The organism is Rhizobium etli 8C-3, from assembly GCF_001908375.1.
Taxonomy (GTDB): domain Bacteria; phylum Pseudomonadota; class Alphaproteobacteria; order Rhizobiales; family Rhizobiaceae; genus Rhizobium; species Rhizobium etli_B.
Genome location: NZ_CP017243.1, coordinates 162,561 through 182,087 on the forward strand (window position 1 = coordinate 162,561; position 19,527 = coordinate 182,087).

The following is a 19,527-nucleotide window of genomic DNA, read 5'->3' on the forward strand; positions in this document are numbered from 1 at the left end:
ATGCCGAGGTCATCTCACACATAGCGGTCAATGTCGCAATGTTCTGGACCGCGTCGCTAATGGAAGCCGGTGTAATTTATAGTCGTCTATGAGGAACATATGTCGAGACTGCCGCTATCTCTACTTTTAATGATTTTGGCAATTATCCCGTTGACGGCGTTCGTAATCATCGGAGTATCAACATCACTGGGATATTACCGAGAATACTCTACCTTCCGCAGCGCACAAACAACGCAGCGACTTGGGCGGGAAGGCGGATTCCTCGCCCAAGCTATAGCGGCGGAAGCGTTTGCAGGCGCCGACGTGCGTCGGGCAAAGCAAGCTGCATCGGACAGGGCTTTTACAGCGGTCTTTTCCGCTTACGACTCTTGGAAAAAGGCATTCGACGATCCGGCCATAGAACGGGCGGTACAGATCATTCGTGAAAGGCGGGACAATATCGATAGCTTCCGCCGGCGCGTCGATGACGGAACGGCTAGCGAGGCGGAGGGAGCTGTTGCTTTGCGCCCAGCTGCCCTTGCGGGCTTGGAGCTCGTCCGTCGCACTGGGGCGACTGTCAATGATTTGGATTTAGCACGCCAAATTACCGGTTTTCACGCGCTCATGCAGATCACGGAAGCTAGTTTGCTGGAGATCAGGCCCGGCCGAGCCTACGTCAAAAATTCAGCCATGTCCGTCGATCTATTTTCGTCCCTCTTACAGTCAAAAAATCTAAAGCAGCTTTATGTGCCTGCGATGCAGGAATTTCTCCCCGCCGATCTCGTCAAATCTTATGACGACTTCGAGGCCAGCGCCGCAGGCAAGTTCATCGCGGGCGTTCGCGATCAGATGTATGCAAACCAGCCGGGCGTTTCCTTCCCCCCCGAGACGTTGGATCGATGGAATGAAATCACCCAACAGCGGGCTGCTTTGTTGACCGCACTCATTATGCGCACCGGCGACGAGTTGGACGAGATGGCATTTCAGCGTTACGCCGATCTTCGCAATGCCTTTATCGGCTACTCCGGCGCCACGCTTCTGATCATGTCTACGGTACTCATTTTGTGCATTTCGGTCGTTCGGAGAATTTCAAGCTCCATTCGGACTCTGACAAGCCGAATGAAGGCACTCGCAGAAGGCGATACGTCGGCGCCGGTGCCCTTGACGATCCGACGCGACGAGATCGGGGACATGGCGCGTTGCCTTGAGTTTTTCCGCGGCGCGGCCATACAGAAAAGTAACCTGGAGACATCCGCGGAAGCTGAGCGCATTCGTTCTGACCAAGAGAAGCTGGATATTCAGGTAAGGGCGGAAAAAGAAGCAGAAGAGCGCCTCATCCGAGCGACGACGGCATTGGCAACCGGGTTGAAGCGGATGGCGGATGGAGACTTGATTTATGAAATTGAGGAGCCGTTAGCGCCACAGTTTGAAAGTTTGCGCAGGGATTTCAACGCTTCCATTCGTCAGCTCCGGGACGTGCTTGTTACCGTCGGCCATTCAGTCGAAACGGTCACGAATGGCAGCTCGGGCGTCTCGGCCGCATCTGAAAATCTTTCAAGACGCACGGAGCAGCAGGCGGCTTCGCTCGAGGAAACTGCAGCGGCGTTGGAGGAGATAACCGTCAACGTTGCATCGACCACGAAGAGGACGGCTGAGGCGCGCGGAGCCGTCCAACAGATGCGAGATCATGCGGAAATGTCCGGTCGGGTTGTACGCGATGCTATCGGCGCCATGAATCGCATTGAAAACTCCTCCAAGCAGATTTCCCAGATCATCAGCGTCATCGACGCGATCGCCTTCCAAACGAACCTCCTGGCGCTGAACGCCGGCGTCGAAGCAGCGCGTGCTGGCGACGCGGGAAAAGGCTTTGCGGTTGTTGCCCAGGAGGTCAGGGAGCTTGCACAGCGCTCAGCGACAGCGGCAAAAGAAATCAAGGATCTCATCGGCAATTCAGCTCTTGCCGTCGACGAAGGCGTAAGGCTCGTGAGTGAAACCGGATCGGGCCTGAGAACGATTGAAGAGCTTGTGCAGGATGTAAATCTTCATATGGACGCAATCGCAACGGCCTCCCAGGAACAATCGTCGGGCCTGCGCGAGATCAACGGCGCGGTTAACCATATGGACCATGCCACTCAAGAAAATGCGAGCATGGTCGCGGAGATGAATACTGCAGGATCGCACCTCGCTCAAGAGAGCCAAAGCCTAGCCGCACTGTTGAAACATTTCCACTTCAAAGACGAGAGCGGGAAGCCACAGAAGGTCACGGGCGAACTTGGGAAGAGCTTCCCGCCCGGTCAGACAATGGTTGACCGCGGAGACTATCCGATGCGCCGTGGTAACCTGGTGCTCGCGCCTTCGAATGATGATTGGCAAGCGTTCTAAATGATATGGGCGGCGTCGCCGACCACATGCAAATACACGTCTTTGATGATTCTGAATGAGAGCGATATCCCGGTGGGGTAGCGGCATGGTACTCCGCCAAATGACTTGTGCGGTCCTAACAAAATGCTGGCTTGACGCATGATTGCTCAGCCACGTGACAAAGCAGGACAGGCACATGAAACACGTACGTCAATCGGAACGCACATCCCGCCCCGAACAGCCTGTGGAAGTGCAGATGCCGACTGATGCTCAAATCGACCAGGGGCGTGGAGCCTTCCGCAACGCGGTCAATGCCAGCCCTCCGCTTGCCACGGGCACGGCCCCGCCATTTTCGGAAGCCTCCGTTGTCCGGCCATCGCACGGTCACGACGCAGATGTCGCAAGTCTGAAGCAACCGTTTGAGAAGGCTTTCCGGGCGAATCCGCGGCATCCTGCGACAAACATCGACTTGCCATTCAACGCCGAAGAGATGTCCAGTGCCGTCGTACTCGACGCGATCCCGTTACCCGTCTTCTTCAAAAACAGAGATGGGATACACCTTGGTTGCAACAGGGCCTTCGAAAGCTTCTCCGGCCGCTCAAAGGGAGATATTATCGGAAAAACCGTTTTCGATTTGGTGCCCGCACCCATAGCCGAGACGTATGCCGCGTTGGACGAGGCGCTTTTTGCAAATGGCGGTGTTCAGCAATATGAAGCAAAGGCCACCACCGAGAATGGTGGTGTCGTTGATCTTTTACTCAGCAAGACCGCAATCACTGATATCGCTGGTAACAGGATCGGCTTGGTTGGCGCGATGTTGGACATCACAGAGCGAAAACGTGCGGAGCATGATCTCAAAGAGGCTCTTGAATTCGCAGAGGGAATTATTGCCGCCATTCCTGACGTTCTGTTCGAGGTAAATGCCGACGGTCGCTACCTGCAGGTCTGGGCAAGGAATCAGGAGATCCTGGCGCAGCGAAAAGAAGTGCTGCTCGGCAAGCTTGTCCGCGATGTGCTCCCTCCAGATCAGGCCGACATCGCTATGCTGGCTCTTGAAGAAGCCGATGAAACCGGCGCCTCCTACGGTCGTTGTGTCCGTATAGCCCTACCAAACGGCGAATCCCGTTGGTTTGAACTGTCGGTCGCAAGGCGACCAAGCAGCAATCACTCAACCGTCACTTTTCTGGTGTTATCTCGCGATATTACCGAACGAAAGCACGCCGAGGGCACGACTATTGAAGCTCGGGCTCGCCTCCTAAGTGTCCTGCAGACCATTCCGGATATGGTATGGCTGAAAGACGTAACAGGCAAATATCTGTTGTGCAATCATGCCTTCGAAGAATTGGTCGGCAAGGCAGAAGCGGAAATCGTCGGGAAAACGGATTATGACCTGTTTACTCCCGAACTCGCCCAGTTTTTTCGTGACAAGGATGAGGAGGCCATGCAAGCCGGCCGTATTCTCATCAATGAGGAACGGTTTACCGCTCACGAGGACGGTCGATCAACGCTTTTGGAGACTCGTAAGGTTCCGGTATTCACGGGGGGAAAGCTGATGGGGATCCTCGGCGTCGCCCGCGATATCACCGAACTGGACACGTCCCGTAAGAAAATCCATCAGATGGCATTCTACGATTCTCTGACCGGCCTGCCTAACCGGACACTTTTCAATGAACGGCTACGCGAGATGATCGGGGACGCGGCTTCGGCGGGCCAGCGAGCCGGGGTGATGCTGATCGATATGGACCATTTCAAAGCGATCAATGACACTATGGGACATCCCGTCGGTGACGAGTTGCTGCGGCAGGTGGCGACACGCATGAAAAAAGGCGTCCGTGCCAGCGACACCGTGGCGAGACTCGGTGGAGATGAATTTGCAGTCTTGCTGCCCAATGTTCAGGACAATGACGATTTGGCTCAAATTGCCAGCAGAATGCTTGCCGCATTCGGCGAACGCTTCATGCTTTCCGACAGGGAGATCTTTGTATCCTGCAGCATCGGGATATCGGTATTTCCAAATGACGGCGACGCTCCCGACGATTTGGTGAAATATGCGGATTCTGCGATGTATTTGGCGAAGCGCTCGGGGCGTAGCAACTTCCGCTTCTACTCAAAGGATCTCACGATTGGGGCTGAAAAGCGCCTAGCGCTAGAATCAGACCTACGCCTAGCTTTGAAACATGAGCAACTTGAACTCCATTATCAGCCAAAGGTCCTATTGGACAACGGAAAGGTGATCGGTTCAGAAGCACTGCTACGATGGCATCATCCGAAGATGGGAATGATCCCTCCGGGAGAATTCATAGGTGTCGCCGAGGAAACGGGATTGATCATCGATCTTGGACGATGGGTGCTGCATGAGGCGTGTTGCACGGCTGCCGTCATGAATGCAGATGGACTGCCCCCGCACAAGATTGCGATAAATTTGTCTCCTAAGCAGTTTCAATGCCCGCGTTTGTCGCAAACGGTGGCGGACGTATTGCAGGAAACCGGTTGTCGTGCGGAGTGGATCGAGGTTGAAATAACTGAGAGTCTCCTGCTCCATAACTGCGAGGGCGTTTCGACGACACTCTCTCAATTGCATGCGAGCGGAATTTCCATAGCGATCGATGATTTCGGCACCGGCTACTCATCTCTGAGCTATTTGGCTAACTTTCCCATTGATACCCTCAAAATTGACCGGTCATTCATCAATCGATCCGACAAGCGAAGTAGAGAACTGGTCAAGGCAATTCTCTCAATTGCGCGCTGCCTAGGGCAAAATGTAGTCGCTGAGGGCGTGGAGACGGTCGATCAAGAAAAATTCTTGGCTGAAAGCGGCTGCGCTGTGGCACAGGGGTTCTACTATAGCAAGCCCATCCCGAAGTCCGAACTTCTCGCTGCAAACGCAGTGCTCGAGTTCTCTCGCGGTGATTCCCATCTTACGCCGATGCCCGCAGAGGAAGGGGTGGCACTCATGCGCTTGCCTCCCGCATCTGTTGGGACCCGAACCGCGTGAAGCCTACGGCTAACAGCGCGCAGGATCCACGCCACCTGCGGCGCTGTTTATACCGCACTCATCCAACGGAAGCCCAAACTACTCTGGGCGATTGGATAAAACGCGGACCAATAGGAACTACTTAAAACTTCAGGTGCTTTGATGTTCCGAAATATGCAGGCCCTGTACCGAATTGCGCGACGAAACATACGTTGACGTGTTTTCGCTTTCGATTGCCATTGCAAAGACTTGCCCAGTACAATCTACTATTCTGCGTCAATATCGTCAAAAGCATAACCGTGCAAAAGCTCATCCCATTTCCCCATCCGAATAGAAGTTCTGCGGATTTGAAAAGTTCAACTGCGAATTCGAATGGCTCCGGACATTTCGACATCATCCAATCGCTGAAATCGGAACTTCACGATTTGGCTAGTGCCGTAAATCAGTTGGAGGCGCTATGTGAGTCATACCGATCCCAAGCTGATACGTGCTCGCAACCTGACTGAACGACTGAGCGTCCGCGCTTGTCATCGTATTCCCTATGACCCTCTCTGGGCGTGGCGGCCAGTGGTTCGTTGAATCTTGCCAAACGTTCCCGGATCCCACCACTTCCCGAACACGGGAGCTTCAATTCGATCAACTCGAAACTTTCGGCCATTTGAACGGGTGGCGGAAAAAAACGCCAGCGATTGCGCCGTGATTTCGTAATGGTTCTGCCTATTTGCTGAGTAAGCCCACGGTGAAGGCCGTCTTGCGATAGAGGGCTTCTGACTGCCAGTCCTAGTGGTAACACTAGGAGTAGTCATATGACGAAGCATCCAATTGAGGTGATCACGTCTGTAGAGCGCCGTCGGCGCTGGTCACGCGAAGATAAAGAGCGCCTTGTCGCTGCATGCTTTGAGCCAGACGCGGTCATCTCCGAGATTGCCCGCGCGGCCGGCATCCATGTCAGCCAGTTGTTCCGTTGGCGCAAAGAGCTTTGCCGGATCGAGGAGCCAAGGTCTGATACGGCGACTTTGGTGCCGGTGATCGTATCCGAGGCCGCTTCGACAGTCTCTCCCGTTCAACCGGAATCGCCCACCACATCCCACCCTCGTCGGAAGCGTAGCGATGTGACAATCGAGCTTGGACGGGGTCGGCGCGTGCGCGTGGATAGCGACATCGATACGGATGCCCTTGGCCGGATTCTCGATTGCGTGCTGGGGCTGCGATGATTCCGGTTCCGAGTGGCGTGAAGGTCTGGCTGGCGACAGGCCACACCGATATGCGAAAGGGCTTCCCCGGTTTGTCGTTGATGGTGCAGGAGGCGCTGAAGCGCGACCCGATGTGTGGACACCTGTTCGTATTCCGCGGCCGCGGTGGCGGTCTGATCAAGGTGATCTGGCATGACGGCCAGGGCGCTTGCCTGTTCACGAAGAAGCTGGAGCGCGGCCGCTTCATCTGGCCATCAGCGGCCGATGGCACGGTGGTGATCACGCCTGCGCAGCTCGGTTATCTGCTGGAAGGTATCGACTGGCGGATGCCGCAAAAGACCTGGCGGCCGACGTCGGCCGGATAAGCAAAAACACTGGAATGACAGGGTCGAATATGATTCCATCCTGTCATGAGCAATGCGACCGAAGAGCTTCCGGACGACCTTGCCAGTGCGCTTGCACTGCTGGCCCAGGAACGCGCTCGACGTGTCGCAGCCGAAGCAGAAGCAGCGACCTCCAAGGCAGAAGCCGCCAGCGCAAAGGCACTCGTATCGCATTCCGAGGCGCTGATCGCGCGGCTGAAGCTGGAGATCGACAAGGTTCGCCGTGCACTCTACGGCAGCCGGTCCGAGCGCAAGGCGCGGCTCCTGGAGCAGATGGAACTGCAGCTCGAGGAGTTGGAAGCGGACGCCGGTGAAGATGAACTGGCGGCGGAGATCGCAGCCAAAGCTTCAGCCGTCAAAGCCTTCGAGCGCAAGCGTCCGTCACGCAAGCCCTTTCCCGAACACCTGCCGCGTGAGCGCGTCGTAATCGCCGCTCCCACGAATTGCGCCTGTTGTGGATCGGTTAAACTGTCGAAGCTTGGCGAAGACATTACCGAGACCTTGGAAGTCATCCCGCGTCAGTGGAAGGTCATCCAGACGGTGCGGGAGAAGTTCACCTGCCGCGAGTGTGAGAAGATCACGCAGTCACCCGCACCCTTCCATGTGACACCCCGCGGTTTTGCCGGGCCGAACCTGCTGGCGATGATCCTGTTTGAGAAGTTCGCCCAGCACCAGCCGCTCAATCGCCAGAGCGAGCGCTACGCCCGCGAGGGCGTCGACCTCAGCTTGTCGACGCTGGCCGATCAGGTTGGAGCATGTGCCGCGGCGTTGAAGCCCATTCACTCCCTGATCGAGGCGCATGTCCTTGCTGCCGAACGTCTGCACGGCGACGACACGACCGTGCCTATCCTGGCCAAGGGAAAGACCGATACGGGCCGCATCTGGACCTATGTCCGGGACGATCGGCCGTTCGGAGGGCTCTCTCCGCCGGCGGCCCTTTACTATGCCTCGCGGGACCGACGGCAGGAGCATCCGGAGCGCCACCTGAAGACCTTCAACGGCATTCTGCAGGCGGACGCCTATGGCGGCTACAATCCGCTGTTCAAGGTTGATCGCGATCCAAATCCTCTAAGGCAGGCGTTTTGTTGGGCACACTCGCGGCGTAAGTTCTTCGTGCTCGCCGACATCGCCGCAAATGCCAAGCGTGGAAAGAATGCCGCGCCGATCTCGCCTATGGCGCTCGAAGCCGTCAAACGGATCGACGGCCTGTTCGATATTGAGCGCGAGATCAACGGGCTTACGGCCGATCAACGCCTGGAGCGTCGCCGGAGAGACTGTCTGCCACTCGTCGATGATCTGCAGGTCTGGCTTCAAACCGAGCGGGCAAAGCTCTCACGCAGTTCTCCGGTGGCGGAGGCGATCGACTACATGCTCAAGCGCTGGGATGGCTTCACATCATTTCTGCAGGACGGCCGGATTTGCCTGACGAATAATGCGGCAGAGCGAGCGCTCAGAGGCTTTGCGCTCGGCAGAAAATCCTGGCTCTTCGCCGGATCAGACCGCGGTGCAGATCGTGCGGCCTTCATGGCCACATTGATTATGACGGCAAAACTCAACGACATCGATCCGCAGGTGTGGCTGGCCGACGTTCTTGCCAGCATCGCTGATACGTCGATTACCAGGCTGGAGCAGTTGCTTCCGTGGAATTGGACGCCGCCGACCGTCAACGCTCAAGCGGCCTGACCTGCGGCCTTCACCGGAGGCTTACTTTGCTGAAGGCGGTCGGCCGATTGGAATGCTCCATCAGACCTCAACTTACCGGCAGCAAGGACTGCAGGTTCGATAGCTTCTTTTCGTGGATGAGGATATACGGATCCTCGAACTCTACCCGCATCTTGTCCTGGTTGGCGACGAAGTAGGGGCTGAGGTACGGGTCGAATGCATGCGCGCGAAGACTACGAGTTTGGTCTCGGCGGTCTTGGCTTCCTCGACGAAATGGCACTCTCGTTGCTAACCTTCTCCATTGCGTCGACGAGGAACGGCCGCGCAAGGTCGATGCCACGCTTCGGGTCCATCGATTCATCCCGGACGCTCCCGCCTTGCGTAATAGACTGGATTTTTCATTTCTGCCTGGGTTTCAAACCTGTCTCGCCGTGGTGTTGCTGCATCCCGTCCTGCCCCGGCTTTTGGTCCTGCCAGGCTCGCGCTGCCCGCAACGGCTTTGCCGTCCTTCACTTCGTTGCGGCCCTGCGGGTGCTGGCCGCACTTGCAGCCTGGCTTTTGGACCGCCGTAGCAGGTCGCGATGGCCGCGACCTCGAACGGAGGTTCAGAGATGAACAGGCAGCAATCCAATCAACGATCCGATATCTACAGCCGCATCACCACCAAGATCATCGCCGATCTCAAACAGGGCGTCCGTCCATGGACCAAGCCATGGACGACGGGAGGCTGGACAGCCGAGGTCAGCCGGCCACTGCGCCACAATGGCCAACCCTACACCGGCATCAATGCTCTGCTCCTCTGGTCTGAAGCCATCGCCCGCGGCTTTGCATCACCAAGGTGGATGACGTTTCGCCAGGCAATCGAGCTCGGCGGCGCCGTCCGCAGGGGCGAAACCGGCACGACCGTCGTCTTCGCCAGCTCTTTCATCCGCGCCGAGACGACGGAGACAGGCGCCGAAATCGAACGCGACATCCCCTTCCTCAAAACCTACACCGTGTTCAACACCGACCAGATCACCGGCCTTGATGGCCTTGCCCATTCCATCGCGCCTGACCAGGATTGGATGAGCCGCATCGGTGCTGCCGGCCGCTTCTTTGCCAATACCGGCGCCCTGATCCGCCATGGAGGATCGGCGGCCTATTATGCTGCTGCCCGTGACTACATCCAGATGCCGTGCTTCGACGCCTTCCGGGACGATGCATCCTATGTCGCCGTTCTCAGTCACGAGATGACGCACTGGACCGCTGCACCGCGAAGGCTCGATCGGGATCTCAGCCGCTATGCGAAAGACAGGAGCGAACGCGCCCGCGAAGAGCTCATTGCCGAACTCGGCAGCTGCTTTCTCTGCGCCGATCTTGGTATCGTCCCCGAGCTCGAACCACGCCCCGACCATGCAAGCTATCTCGATGACTGGCTCAAGGTTCTCGGCAGCGACAAGCGTGCCATCTTTTCAGCGGCAGCTCATGCCCAGCGCGCGGTCGACTATCTGCATGACTTGCAGCCGGACCTCAACGAGGAGGAGGCGGCGTGAGCCGTCTCCTTCTTAGCCACCCGGACGCCGCCCACTGCCGCGACCCGACGGCCGCAAGCTCCTATCCCGCGAACCGGCGTCTAAAATCGTCAGGCATTGACCTCGCGCAGCTAGTGGGGCGTGTTCACCGGCATATTGAAGTGACGCGCGAAGTATTCCGACGGCGTCGTCATGCGGCCCGTGGTGAGAACCAGCGCATCCCCTCGACCGTCGATGCTGAAAATCACGCGACTGTGCAGGCTTGCAACCTCCTCCGGCAGATCCTCCCTTAGCATCGCGATGGCGGAAGCCATCGTCCGCCGAGGGCGAACGAGAACGATGTCCCGCGCGAACGAGTCGTCGTGCGTAGCATCGAGAGAAGCGTTGATGACAGCGGGTCGTCGGATGATCTATTTGGAACTAGCAAAAAATATTGCTTTGATAAATTTGCGCTGACAGCTTTGGCCGCGGCCTCAACACGAGCGGGTGCCTGCAGCCGCTGGCGCGCATTGGAAAGATGGAGGCGGACGGTTTGAATGGATAAGTTTCAGTCTCCTATGGATAGCACCGTCACTATCGCCGTCGGATAAAAGCTGCAAACAACGTCTTTCCTGTTTCGTCAGATCCTGCCTGGGATTAGCGATCTCTCCGTCCAAACGCGTTGGACCCGTTCATGAAATCTGTTTTCGCTTGGCGCGTAATGCCGGATAGACACTGGAGAGCCAACCATCGGCGCCCTCACCGGTAGGTCATGTTCCAGCCGAGTTCGCCGGTGCGCAACGCGCTCCATATGCTGAGCGGCGACGGAGATAGGGAACGCACGGGCGGGGGCAGTCGGTCCCGCCTCCCTTGACGGCCGCTATGCTGAGGCTCCTGCGGCTGCCCTTGTTCCGCCCTTAGCGTGGCGAGAATTCCCGAAATCCGCCTCACGGCGCCGCTATGCTGATTTCTCCGATACTCTTCATTGTTTGATTGCAACCCGCCTGCGGACGGGTTGCCTGATCGTCCCTGATGACTACCGGCAGCCATGCGATCGGGCTGGCGGATGATTCGCATCTCACTCCATTAAAGCCGAAGATCAGTCAGTTTAACCCCGCCTCCTGGCTGGCGCGGAAAGAGCTCAGCTTGCTCAGGAGGTCCTGAGAGATCTCGAATTGCCGCGCCGTCCCCCGGCCCATGGCGTTCTTCCCCATCGTCTCCACCAGCATTCCCCGCTTTACCAAAAGGTCGACCGTCTCCTTCACACCGCTGCGTGTTAGCTCGGTAATCTCAATTATATTAGAGAGGGTTAGCTTCTGATGGGCCTGAGTCATCGTATAGAGGATCGTCATCATGCCGATCTGCTTCAGCCTCGCCTGCGGGGTCTCGTCCTCCAGCGGATGGTCGAGGATCTCATGGAGAATGAGTCCCGAGAAGGCAAGGTTGTGCCATTGCGTTTTAATCGCGCTTGTCATGTCATTTAACTATGTTATATACGACAGTATAAACGCGGGCAGGCAGATTGAGTCTCCCGAAACGCAATAGGGCGCCATCGTCTCGAAGGATCCTGTTCATGAAAAGCCTTCTCCTGAATTCACTGCTTACGGTCTGCTTCGTTGCGCCACCCTATCTTATTTTCGGCAGTAAAGCGCGGGCCGAGGATTGGGGATGCCAGGTTATTCTATGCCTTTCCAATCCCGGCGGGCCGACGCAATATGCAGAATGCCGGCCGCCGATCCAGAAGCTGTGGCGGGAGCTTGCCGAGGGGCACTCATTCCCGACCTGTAGCGGCGTCGGTTTTCAGAGTTCGCGGCCTGGCTATGAACCCTATTATTGCGATGCGGGGTACAAGCTCACGACTGATAGCGGTCGCGGCGGTCGGCAAGCAACCTGCGTATCGACATCGCCGCAGCCGGTGAGCAACAGCCTCTGCTGGGATGGGAACGACTATACTTCCCGCGACAATTCGGTCCTGTCGCCACATTGGCAGCGCGTGGACGGGCACCGCCAGTGCATCGGCTATCCGACAACGCGCCCGAATGTGCGATCGCAGCCGCACTATGTCGATGTCACCATCGACGGCGCCGGTAAACAGCGCGTTTGGTATTGACCGATGGGTGCTGCATTCGTCGAAATCGCGCAAACCTGCGCGCCGATGGTTCAGGTGGAGACGCTGGCCGGCATTGTCAGCCTTGAGAGCCGGTTTCAGCCCTTCGCCATCCGCATCAACAGCGGCCCACCACTCGCTGCTCAACCCGCATCGAAGGCGGAGGCGATCGAGGTCACGACGTCTCTGATTGCCGATCACCAGGATATTCAGATCGGGCTCGGCGGTATCGCGATAGAGGCGCTTCAAAAATTGAAGCTATCCGTCGCCGACGCCTTCGATCCCTGCATGAACCTCAAGGCCACGGCTACGCTTCTCGACGGATACTACCGCGCCGCATTACGCGCGGGGGATCCGGCTCAGGCCGAAAGGGTGATGCTCCAGTCCTATTATGGCCGCGATGATCGATCCCTCGGCGCCATGGTCAAATATGACGAGCAGGTACGCCAGGAAGTAAAGCAGTTATCGCCGACGCTTGCCTCGCTCACCATCGGCGAACGAGGTGACCAGGCCGGGTCTGGCGTGCCGACGCAAGATGAGGCGCCGCCGGCGCTTGCGAAACAATCCTCCCAAACCGCTGAGGCCGCATCCTGGGATGTTTTCAGCTCAGGGCGGCGATCCACGGTTCTCGTTTTCCAGAATGATTGATCGGAGCAAAGTGAATGATCTCCAAAGCCAGCCTTCGCCCCTTTGCCGCATCCACGCTGATGGCGGCCGCCATTGTCATCTGCCTGGTCGAGCCGGCCTTCGCCCAGGCCGCCGGCATCGAAACCGTGCTGCAGAACATCGTCGACATGCTGACCGGCAATATCGCCCGTCTGCTGGCGGTCATCGCCGTCATCATCATCTGCATTGCCTGGATGTTTGGCTACATGGATTTGAGGCGGGCCGGCTTCTGGATTATCGGGATCGGCGGCATTTTTGGCGCCACCGAGCTGGTCAACACCATCGTCGGAGGCTGACGGGCATGGCAAACGCTCCCAGCCTCGAAGAAGACATCCTGTTCCTCGCCTGCACCCGCCCGGCGACGATCGCAGGCGTGACGATGGAGGCGATGGGCGTCAACATCATGCTGACGACCATTCTCTACATCACAGCGGGGTCGATCGCCTATGCGCTGATCGGCGTCGTCTTCCACGTCGTGTTCCGGGCGCTCGTCAAGCACGACCACAACATGTTTCGGATCCTGATTGCGTGGATCGAAACCCGTGGCCGCTCCCGCAATGCCGCCTATTGGGGCGGCGCCACGCTCTCGCCTCTGACGCTCACCCGACGTTATGACGAAAGGGATCTCAGCTTTGTCTAACATTGCGACGCTCCGGTCGCGCGAGCTCGGGCCGGAAACCTTCATCCCCTATGTCAGGCATGTCGACGAGACGACCATTGCGCTCGAATCCCGAGCGTTGATGACGATGATCGCTCTCGACGGCGTTTCCTTCGAAACTTCGGACGTCAGGGACCTCAACGACCTGCACCGCAGCCTGAACACGCTCTATCGCAATATCGCTGACGAGCGGCTGGCGCTCTGGACGCATCTGGTGCGCCGCCGCGACAATGCTTATCCCGAGGGACGCTTCGCCAATCCCTTCTCCGACGGTCTGAACGCGCGATACCGCGAGCGCATGGTGAGGGAAGATCTGTTTCGCAACGATCTTTACCTCACCCTTGTCTGGCATCCCGGCCGGGATCCTGCCGAAAAGGCGGCCAAGCTTCTCTCCCGGCTGCGCAAGGCCCGCCGATCCGATACCGAGCTCGACGGGCAGGCCCTGAAGCATCTGCGTGACCGCGTGGCGGATGTCGTCGCCGGCCTGAAGCGCTTCGAGCCGCGGCTGCTCACCCTCCACGAACAGGACGGGATCCTGTTCTCCGAGCCGAGCGAAGTGCTCCACCAGATCGTCGGCGGCCGGCGGGAGCCGATCCCATTGACGGAGGGACGAATTTCCTCGGCAATCTATTCCGACCGGGTCATTTTCGGGCGCGAGACCGTCGAGATCCGTCACGAGGCCGACAGCCGCTATGCCGGCATGTTCGGCTTCAAGGAATATCCGGCGACGACGCGCAGCGGCATGCTCGACGCTATCTTGACCGCACCTTTCGAGCTTATCCTGACGCAGTCCTTCGCTTTCACCTCAAAGGCCGATGCCCGCACGATCATGGGCCGCAAGCAGAACCAGATGGTCAGCGCCGGCGACAAGGCGGCCTCACAGATCGAGGAACTCGGCGAGGCGATGGACGATCTCGAATCCAATCGCTTCGTTCTCGGGGAACATCATCTTGCGCTTGCCGTCTTCGCGCCCTCGGTCAAGGAACTGACTGATCACATGGCGAAAGCGCGGGCCTATCTCACCAGCGGCGGCGCGGTCGTCGCCCGCGAGGATCTTGGGCTCGAGGCTGCCTGGTGGGCGCAAGTGCCGGGCAATTTCCGCTACCGGGCGCGCTCGGGAGCGATCACGTCGCGCAACTTCGCAGCCCTTGCTCCCTATCATTCCTATCCGGCGGGCAAGAAGGACGGCAACGAGTGGGGACCGGCGGTCGCCATGCTCAAGACCGCGTCCGGCTCGCCCTTCTATTTCAACTTTCATCACGGCGATCTCGGCAACAGTTTCGTCTGCGGTCCGTCGGGTGCCGGCAAGACGGTGCTCTTGAATTTCATGCTGTCCCAGCTCGAAAAGCATGACCCGCATATGGTCTTCTTCGACAAGGACCGTGGCGCCGATCTCTTCGTGCGGGCGGCCGGCGGCACCTATCTGCCGCTGAAGAATGGTGTCGCCACCGGCTGCGCGCCGGTGAAAGCACTGGAATTCACTGCGGAAAACAAAGTATTCCTCACCGGTTGGATCGCCAAGCTGGTCCGATCCGGATCTGGCGAATTGTCGATCACCGAGTTGCGCGACATCACCTCGGCGGTCGACGGGGTGGCGGACCTGCCGGTGGAGCGTCGCTCCATCGGCGCCCTGCGCACCTTCCTCAACAACACCGATCCCGAGGGCATTGCCGCACGTCTCCGACGATGGGAAAAGGGCGGCCCGCTCGGCTGGGTATTCGACAACGAGGCTGACGATATCGGCATCGGCGCCAGGTTCATCGGCTACGACATGACCGATTTCCTCGACAATGAGGAGATCCGCACGCCGTTGATGGCCTACCTGTTCTATCGGATCGAGCAGCTGATCGACGGGCGTCGCATCATCATTGTCATCGACGAGTTCTGGAAGGCGCTGCAGGACGAAGGCTTTCGTGATCTCGCCCAGAACAAACTCAAGACGATCCGCAAGCAGAACGGTCTCATGCTGTTTGCGACCCAGAGCCCGCGCGATGCCATCGTCTCGCCGATCGCCCACACGATCATCGAGCAGTGCCCGACACAGATCTTTCTTCCGAACCCGCGCGGCGACCGCGCCGACTATGTCGACGGCTTCAAGCTGACGGAGCGCGAATTCGAGCTCGTCTCGCGCGAACTCTCCGTCGAGAGCCGCCGGTTCATCGTCAAGCAGGGGCACAACAGCGTTGTCGCCGAGCTGAACCTCAACGGCTTCGACGACGAACTTGCCATCCTCTCCGGCCGGACCGCCAATGTCGAGCTTGCCGATGCTATCCGTTTGGAGATCGGCGAGGGACGGGAGGACTGGCTTGCCGTGTTTCATCAGAGGAGGAAGACAGCATGATCCGAACAGGAACGATGCGGCCATTGTTTGTATCGGCCGCTCTTTTGGCGTCGGCGATGCTAGCATCGGCGCAGGGCATCCCCGTCATCGATCAGACATCGATCGCCAAGCAAATCGAGAGCATCGCGCAGCTGAAGTCCCAGCTCGACGCCTTGAACCAGCAGCTCCAACAAGCCCAGCAGCTCTACGGCTCGCTGAACAAGATCACCAACATGGCCGACGTCGCCAACCTGCTGAACGATCCGTCGATCCGCAAGGCGCTTCCGCAGGACTTCAACGCGATCGAGGGGCTGTTCAAAGGTTCCGGCAGCGGCGTCTTCGGTAGTTCCGCTTCCAAATTCGTTCAAGACAATTCCACCTACCGCACCGATGCCGACGATTTCTATGCGCAGGAACTGTCGCGCATCCAGAACCAGAACGCCGGGCAGATGAGCCTCGGCCGGCAGATCTACGATGCGGCGACCAAGCGCATCGGCGGCATCGATGAGCTTCGCCAGAAAATCTCCGGTGCTGCCGACGCCAAGGACATCGCCGATCTGCAGGCCCGCCTCCAGGCCGAGACCGCCTTCTTGCAAGCCGACGTCCTGCGCATGCAGGGCCTGCAGATGGTCCAGCAGGCTCAGGTGCAGGTCGATGACCAACGCAAGGCTGAGGACTGGCGCAAGCGAATGGACACGATGGGAGCGGCGCTGAAATGAAGTGGCTTCTTTCTAGCGCGGCCATGCTTTTACTGGCGGCCTGCTCCCCACAGGCGGATAAGATTTACACCGTCGATGAGCTCATGGCGGACGATGGTCTGCTCGCTAGGATTATCGGCGAATGCCGTAACAATCCCGGAGAACTCCGCGATACGCCCAATTGCCGCAACGCCGAGGCAGCCGACGGCAAGCTGCGGCTGGAGCGGATGGGCAAATCGTTGGGAGGCTGACGATGTATCAGGTCTTCAGCTTCGTCGACGGACAGTTCAAGACACCGCTGGAAAACTTCATTTCCTCCGGCACCTCGAATATCGCCAACTGGGTCAGCGGCCCGCTGACGGCGGCACTCACCCTCTATGTCGTGCTCTACGGCTATCTCGTCCTGCGCGGCTCCGTGCAGGAACCGATCCTCGAATTCGCCTTCCGGGCGATGAAGCTCGCCATCATCGTCATGCTGGTGAGGAACGCCGGCGACTATCAGACCTACGTCACCAATATCTTCTTCGATGCGCTGCCGCGCGAAATCTCGCAGGCGCTGAATTCGGGCACGGCGCCGAGCGCGTCGACCTTCGACAGCCTGCTCGATAAGGGCCAGAAATGCGCCAAAGAGATATGGTCGCGGGGCTCCTGGCCTATCGATATCGTCACCGGCGTGGGCGGCCTACTGGTTATCGGCGGAAGCTTTCTTGTCGCGGCGATCGGTTATATAGTTTCGCTCTATGCCCGGCTGACGCTTGCCATCGTGCTGGCAATAGGTCCGATCTTCATCGCGCTCGCCATGTTCCAGTCGACCCGCCGGTTCACCGAATCCTGGATCGGCCAGCTCGTCAATTTCGTCATCCTTCAGGTCCTGGTCGTTGCCATCGGCTCGCTGCTGATCACCTGCATCGATACGACGTTTACGGCGATCGAAGGTTATAGCGACGTGCTGATGCGGCCGATCGCGCTCTGCGCCATTTGCGTCGCCGCACTCTACGTCTTCTACCAACTGCCCGGCATTGCTTCGGCTCTTGCGGCGGGCGGGGCGTCGCTCACCTACGGCTACGGCGCCGCCCGCGATGCGCACGAAAGCACGCTCGCCTGGGCGACATCCCACACAGTCAGAGCGGTCGGCCGCGGCGCGCGTTCCGTCGGCCGCCGCCTGACGCCAGGCCGGACCGAATGACGGTCACCAACGCTTCAGACAATTGAACAGGTTTTTTCGATGCTTCGTATCGTTTTGTCGTTTTTGCTGACCGCCGGTCTCGTAGGCTGCGGTTCGATTTCCCACCCGCTACCGAAATGTGATGGTTATTCCCGCCGGCCGCTGAACCGCGCCATGTGGCAATGGCAGGACAGTGGAGGCGAGCAGCCGGCGACCCGGGCCGTTCCCGCTGAGCCGACCAGTCACGCCGCCGCCTATGTGCCGGAACCATCTTCAGCCACACCGGCCGCTTTCGCGCATTTCGATGTCGCGAGCTCCTACCGTCCATGCGAGGGCGAGTGACATGGTGACCACGGATAACCTCAAAAGTTACTTCGACAAGGCCCGCCGATTCGATCAGGACCGGGTGATCCAGGTCGAGCGCTCCGCCCGCATCGCTTGGTTCATCGCTGCTTGCGCCGGTACGCTTGCTGCCGTTTCCGTCTTTGCCGTTGCCGGCCTCACGCCTTTGAAAACCGTCGAGCCCTTCGTCGTGCGGGTCGATAATTCCACCGGCATCGTCGATGTGGTTTCGGCGCTGACATCGACCGCCGGCACCTACGACGAGGCCGTCACCAAATATTTCGCGGCCAAATATGTCCGTGCCCGCGAAGGTTACGTCTGGAGCGAGGGCGAGGAGAATTTTCGCACCGCGGCGTTGCTATCGGCGCAGCCGGAGCAGACTCGATTTGCCGCAGTCTACCGCGGCAGCAATCCAGACTCCCCGCAGAACATTTATGGCCGCAGTGCCACGTCGCGGATCAACATTGTCTCCATCTCGCTGATCAACGCCAATGTGGCATCCGTCCGCTATATGAGGACGGTGACCCGCGGTGACGAGGTGCGCACGACGCACTGGGTTGCGACCCTGACCTTTTCCTATGCCAATGCCCCGATGTCCTCGACCGACCGGCTGATCAACCCGATCGGCTTCGTCGTCAGCGAATATCGCGCCGATCCGGAGGCGATCAATTGAAACCGCGTTTCCTTCTCCCGCTCATTCTGGTTACCGGTTTCTCTTCGGCGGCGCTCGCCCTCGAGACGCCACGCGGCGCCACGCAGGACAGCCGCATCCGTTTCGTCGACTACCAGCCCTATAACATCACAAAAGTCGTCGGCACGCTCCGGTCTTCCGTGCAGATCGAATTCGCCGCCGACGAGGAAATCGCTCATGTCGCCCTCGGCAACAGCGTCGCCTGGGAGGTGGCGCCGGCCGGCAACATCCTGTTCCTGAAGCCTCGCGAAAATCAGCCGGTGACGAATATCTCGGTCGTGACGACACGACGGGACGGCTCGACCCGCAGCTATCAGATGGAACTCACCGTCCGTGACGGCAGTGTTGAAGCCGGTCAGAACACCTATTTCTATGTGAAATATCGCTATCCCGCTGATGAAGCGGAGCGGCGCCGGCTGGAAGCATCTGCGCGCGCGCAGGCGGCACAAGCCGGCGAGGCCGATCGCGTGCTTGCCCTTCACGAAGCCTATGGACCGCGCAACTGGCGTTATTCGGCGCAAGGGTCCCAGGCGCTCGAACCGCAAGCGGTCTATGACAACGGCAAGGTCACGACCTTCGCCTTTGCCGGCAACCAGGAAATGCCGGCGATCTATATGGAAAACTCCGACGGCAGCGAAAGCCTGGTTCCGAAGTCAGTCGACGGCAATCTCGTCCTCGTTCACGCGATCAGCCGCAAGTTCATACTGCGCCGTGGCGGCGACGTGCTTTGCGTCTTCAACGAAGCCTACGATCGCGTCGGCACCAATCCCGAGACTAACACGACGTCACCATCGGTCGAGCGCGTCGTCAAAGTGCCGCCCGGCGCGGCGCAATAGGA

General features: G+C 58.8%; 19 protein-coding genes and 1 pseudogene. 17 read left to right on the forward strand and 3 right to left on the reverse strand.

Going from position 1 to position 19,527, the window contains the following annotated elements; genetic code table 11:
* Nucleotides 1-99 precede the first annotated feature (99 nt).
* The 5 genes from AM571_RS23305 (at nt 100) to tnpC (ending at nt 8,573) form a co-directional block, all read left to right on the forward strand.
* Nucleotides 100-2,361: a methyl-accepting chemotaxis protein gene (locus tag AM571_RS23305; RefSeq protein WP_008534399.1), complete on the forward strand. Its 2,262-nt coding sequence runs from the start codon at nt 100-102 to the stop codon at nt 2,359-2,361.
* Nucleotides 2,362-2,536: 175 nt separating this feature from the next.
* Complete coding sequence (locus AM571_RS23310) at nt 2,537-5,335, forward strand: EAL and GGDEF domain-containing protein (RefSeq protein ID WP_004671498.1); 2,799 nt, start codon at nt 2,537-2,539, stop codon at nt 5,333-5,335.
* Nucleotides 5,336-6,120: 785 nt separating this feature from the next.
* Entirely contained in the window at nt 6,121-6,528 is a 408-nt protein-coding gene (gene tnpA / locus AM571_RS23320) for an IS66-like element accessory protein TnpA (protein ID WP_004675073.1), read from the forward strand.
* Nucleotides 6,525-6,872: an IS66 family insertion sequence element accessory protein TnpB gene (gene tnpB / locus AM571_RS23325; protein ID WP_008536653.1), complete on the forward strand. Its 348-nt coding sequence runs from the start codon at nt 6,525-6,527 to the stop codon at nt 6,870-6,872. The genes tnpA and tnpB overlap by 4 nt, the downstream gene beginning before the upstream one ends.
* A 45-nt stretch (nt 6,873-6,917) precedes the next feature.
* A complete protein-coding gene (gene tnpC / locus AM571_RS23330; protein WP_018247155.1) occupies nt 6,918-8,573 on the forward strand; it encodes an IS66 family transposase in 1,656 nt (551 codons plus the stop codon).
* 73 nt (nt 8,574-8,646) lie between these two features.
* Here the strand turns inward: tnpC and groEL are convergent.
* Nucleotides 8,647-8,869, reverse strand: a pseudogene (gene groEL, locus AM571_RS37605) (chaperonin GroEL); the annotation flags it as partial.
* A 294-nt stretch (nt 8,870-9,163) separates the two neighbouring features.
* Here groEL and AM571_RS23340 point away from each other — a divergent pair.
* Nucleotides 9,164-10,084 (forward strand): ArdC family protein, encoded by a 921-nt coding sequence (locus AM571_RS23340; RefSeq protein ID WP_004673402.1) that lies wholly within the window; start codon nt 9,164-9,166, stop codon nt 10,082-10,084.
* Nucleotides 10,085-10,194: 110 nt separating this feature from the next.
* Here AM571_RS23340 and AM571_RS23345 read toward each other — a convergent pair whose 3' ends face one another.
* Both AM571_RS23345 and AM571_RS23350 read right to left on the reverse strand, forming a co-directional pair.
* Nucleotides 10,195-10,377, reverse strand: coding sequence for a hypothetical protein (locus AM571_RS23345; RefSeq protein ID WP_016737443.1), 183 nt, complete (start codon nt 10,375-10,377; stop codon nt 10,195-10,197).
* Nucleotides 10,378-11,145: 768 nt separating this feature from the next.
* On the reverse strand, nt 11,146-11,517 hold the full coding sequence (locus tag AM571_RS23350) for a hypothetical protein (RefSeq protein ID WP_004673403.1): 372 nt from the start codon (nt 11,515-11,517) through the stop codon (nt 11,146-11,148).
* A gap of 98 nt (nt 11,518-11,615) precedes the next feature.
* Between AM571_RS23350 and AM571_RS23355 the strand changes: the two genes are divergently transcribed.
* Genes AM571_RS23355 through virB9 form a run of 11 tightly spaced genes read left to right on the forward strand, consistent with a single transcriptional unit; the run spans nt 11,616 to nt 19,525 of the window.
* Nucleotides 11,616-12,152, forward strand: coding sequence for a hypothetical protein (locus AM571_RS23355; RefSeq protein ID WP_018446357.1), 537 nt, complete (start codon nt 11,616-11,618; stop codon nt 12,150-12,152).
* 3 nt (nt 12,153-12,155) lie between these two features.
* On the forward strand, nt 12,156-12,797 hold the full coding sequence (locus tag AM571_RS23360) for a transglycosylase SLT domain-containing protein (RefSeq protein WP_004673406.1): 642 nt from the start codon (nt 12,156-12,158) through the stop codon (nt 12,795-12,797).
* Between the two features lie 14 nt (nt 12,798-12,811).
* Nucleotides 12,812-13,111 carry a TrbC/VirB2 family protein gene (locus AM571_RS23365; RefSeq protein ID WP_004673407.1) on the forward strand — a complete coding sequence of 100 codons (300 nt, stop codon included), beginning with the start codon at nt 12,812-12,814 and terminating at the stop codon, nt 13,109-13,111.
* 5 nt (nt 13,112-13,116) lie between these two features.
* On the forward strand, nt 13,117-13,455 hold the full coding sequence (locus tag AM571_RS23370; RefSeq protein WP_018247156.1) for a type IV secretion system protein VirB3: 339 nt from the start codon (nt 13,117-13,119) through the stop codon (nt 13,453-13,455).
* The gene (locus tag AM571_RS23375; RefSeq protein ID WP_004673411.1) at nt 13,448-15,814 is read left to right on the forward strand and encodes a VirB4 family type IV secretion/conjugal transfer ATPase; all 2,367 of its coding nucleotides are present in this window, start codon (nt 13,448-13,450) and stop codon (nt 15,812-15,814) included. The genes AM571_RS23370 and AM571_RS23375 overlap by 8 nt, the downstream gene beginning before the upstream one ends.
* On the forward strand, nt 15,811-16,512 hold the full coding sequence (gene virB5 / locus AM571_RS23380; protein ID WP_004673414.1) for a P-type DNA transfer protein VirB5: 702 nt from the start codon (nt 15,811-15,813) through the stop codon (nt 16,510-16,512). Before AM571_RS23375 ends, virB5 begins: the two co-directional genes overlap by 4 nt.
* Nucleotides 16,509-16,742: an EexN family lipoprotein gene (locus AM571_RS23385; RefSeq protein WP_004673415.1), complete on the forward strand. Its 234-nt coding sequence runs from the start codon at nt 16,509-16,511 to the stop codon at nt 16,740-16,742. Before virB5 ends, AM571_RS23385 begins: the two co-directional genes overlap by 4 nt.
* A 2-nt stretch (nt 16,743-16,744) precedes the next feature.
* On the forward strand, nt 16,745-17,677 hold the full coding sequence (locus tag AM571_RS23390) for a type IV secretion system protein (RefSeq protein WP_004673418.1): 933 nt from the start codon (nt 16,745-16,747) through the stop codon (nt 17,675-17,677).
* Between the two features lie 39 nt (nt 17,678-17,716).
* Nucleotides 17,717-17,998 (forward strand): hypothetical protein, encoded by a 282-nt coding sequence (locus AM571_RS23395; RefSeq protein WP_004673420.1) that lies wholly within the window; start codon nt 17,717-17,719, stop codon nt 17,996-17,998.
* Nucleotide 17,999: 1 nt separating this feature from the next.
* Entirely contained in the window at nt 18,000-18,671 is a 672-nt protein-coding gene (locus AM571_RS23400; protein ID WP_004673422.1) for a virB8 family protein, read from the forward strand.
* Entirely contained in the window at nt 18,668-19,525 is an 858-nt protein-coding gene (virB9, locus tag AM571_RS23405; RefSeq protein ID WP_004673424.1) for a P-type conjugative transfer protein VirB9, read from the forward strand. Before AM571_RS23400 ends, virB9 begins: the two co-directional genes overlap by 4 nt.
* The last annotated feature ends 2 nt before the right edge of the window (nt 19,526-19,527 follow it).

Bases quoted from the DNA above. Each gene is read 5' to 3' on its own strand.
- AM571_RS23395 (WP_004673420.1), top strand. From the start codon at position 17,717: ATGCTTCGTATCGTTTTGTCGTTTTTGCTGACCGCCGGTCTCGTAGGC.
- tnpB (WP_008536653.1), top strand. From the start codon at position 6,525: ATGATTCCGGTTCCGAGTGGCGTGAAGGTCTGGCTGGCGACAGGCCAC.
- virB5 (WP_004673414.1), top strand. From the start codon at position 15,811: ATGATCCGAACAGGAACGATGCGGCCATTGTTTGTATCGGCCGCTCTT.
- AM571_RS23365 (WP_004673407.1), top strand. From the start codon at position 12,812: ATGATCTCCAAAGCCAGCCTTCGCCCCTTTGCCGCATCCACGCTGATG.
- AM571_RS23370 (WP_018247156.1), top strand. From the start codon at position 13,117: ATGGCAAACGCTCCCAGCCTCGAAGAAGACATCCTGTTCCTCGCCTGC.
- tnpA (WP_004675073.1), top strand. From the start codon at position 6,121: ATGACGAAGCATCCAATTGAGGTGATCACGTCTGTAGAGCGCCGTCGG.
- AM571_RS23340 (WP_004673402.1), top strand. From the start codon at position 9,164: ATGAACAGGCAGCAATCCAATCAACGATCCGATATCTACAGCCGCATC.
- AM571_RS23310 (WP_004671498.1), top strand. From the start codon at position 2,537: ATGAAACACGTACGTCAATCGGAACGCACATCCCGCCCCGAACAGCCT.
- AM571_RS23360 (WP_004673406.1), top strand. From the start codon at position 12,156: ATGGGTGCTGCATTCGTCGAAATCGCGCAAACCTGCGCGCCGATGGTT.
- AM571_RS23390 (WP_004673418.1), top strand. From the start codon at position 16,745: ATGTATCAGGTCTTCAGCTTCGTCGACGGACAGTTCAAGACACCGCTG.
- AM571_RS23385 (WP_004673415.1), top strand. From the start codon at position 16,509: ATGAAGTGGCTTCTTTCTAGCGCGGCCATGCTTTTACTGGCGGCCTGC.
- AM571_RS23355 (WP_018446357.1), top strand. From the start codon at position 11,616: ATGAAAAGCCTTCTCCTGAATTCACTGCTTACGGTCTGCTTCGTTGCG.
- AM571_RS23400 (WP_004673422.1), top strand. From the start codon at position 18,000: ATGGTGACCACGGATAACCTCAAAAGTTACTTCGACAAGGCCCGCCGA.
- AM571_RS23305 (WP_008534399.1), top strand. From the start codon at position 100: ATGTCGAGACTGCCGCTATCTCTACTTTTAATGATTTTGGCAATTATC.
- AM571_RS23345 (WP_016737443.1), bottom strand. From the start codon at position 10,377: ATGGCTTCCGCCATCGCGATGCTAAGGGAGGATCTGCCGGAGGAGGTT.
- AM571_RS23350 (WP_004673403.1), bottom strand. From the start codon at position 11,517: ATGACAAGCGCGATTAAAACGCAATGGCACAACCTTGCCTTCTCGGGA.
- tnpC (WP_018247155.1), top strand. From the start codon at position 6,918: ATGAGCAATGCGACCGAAGAGCTTCCGGACGACCTTGCCAGTGCGCTT.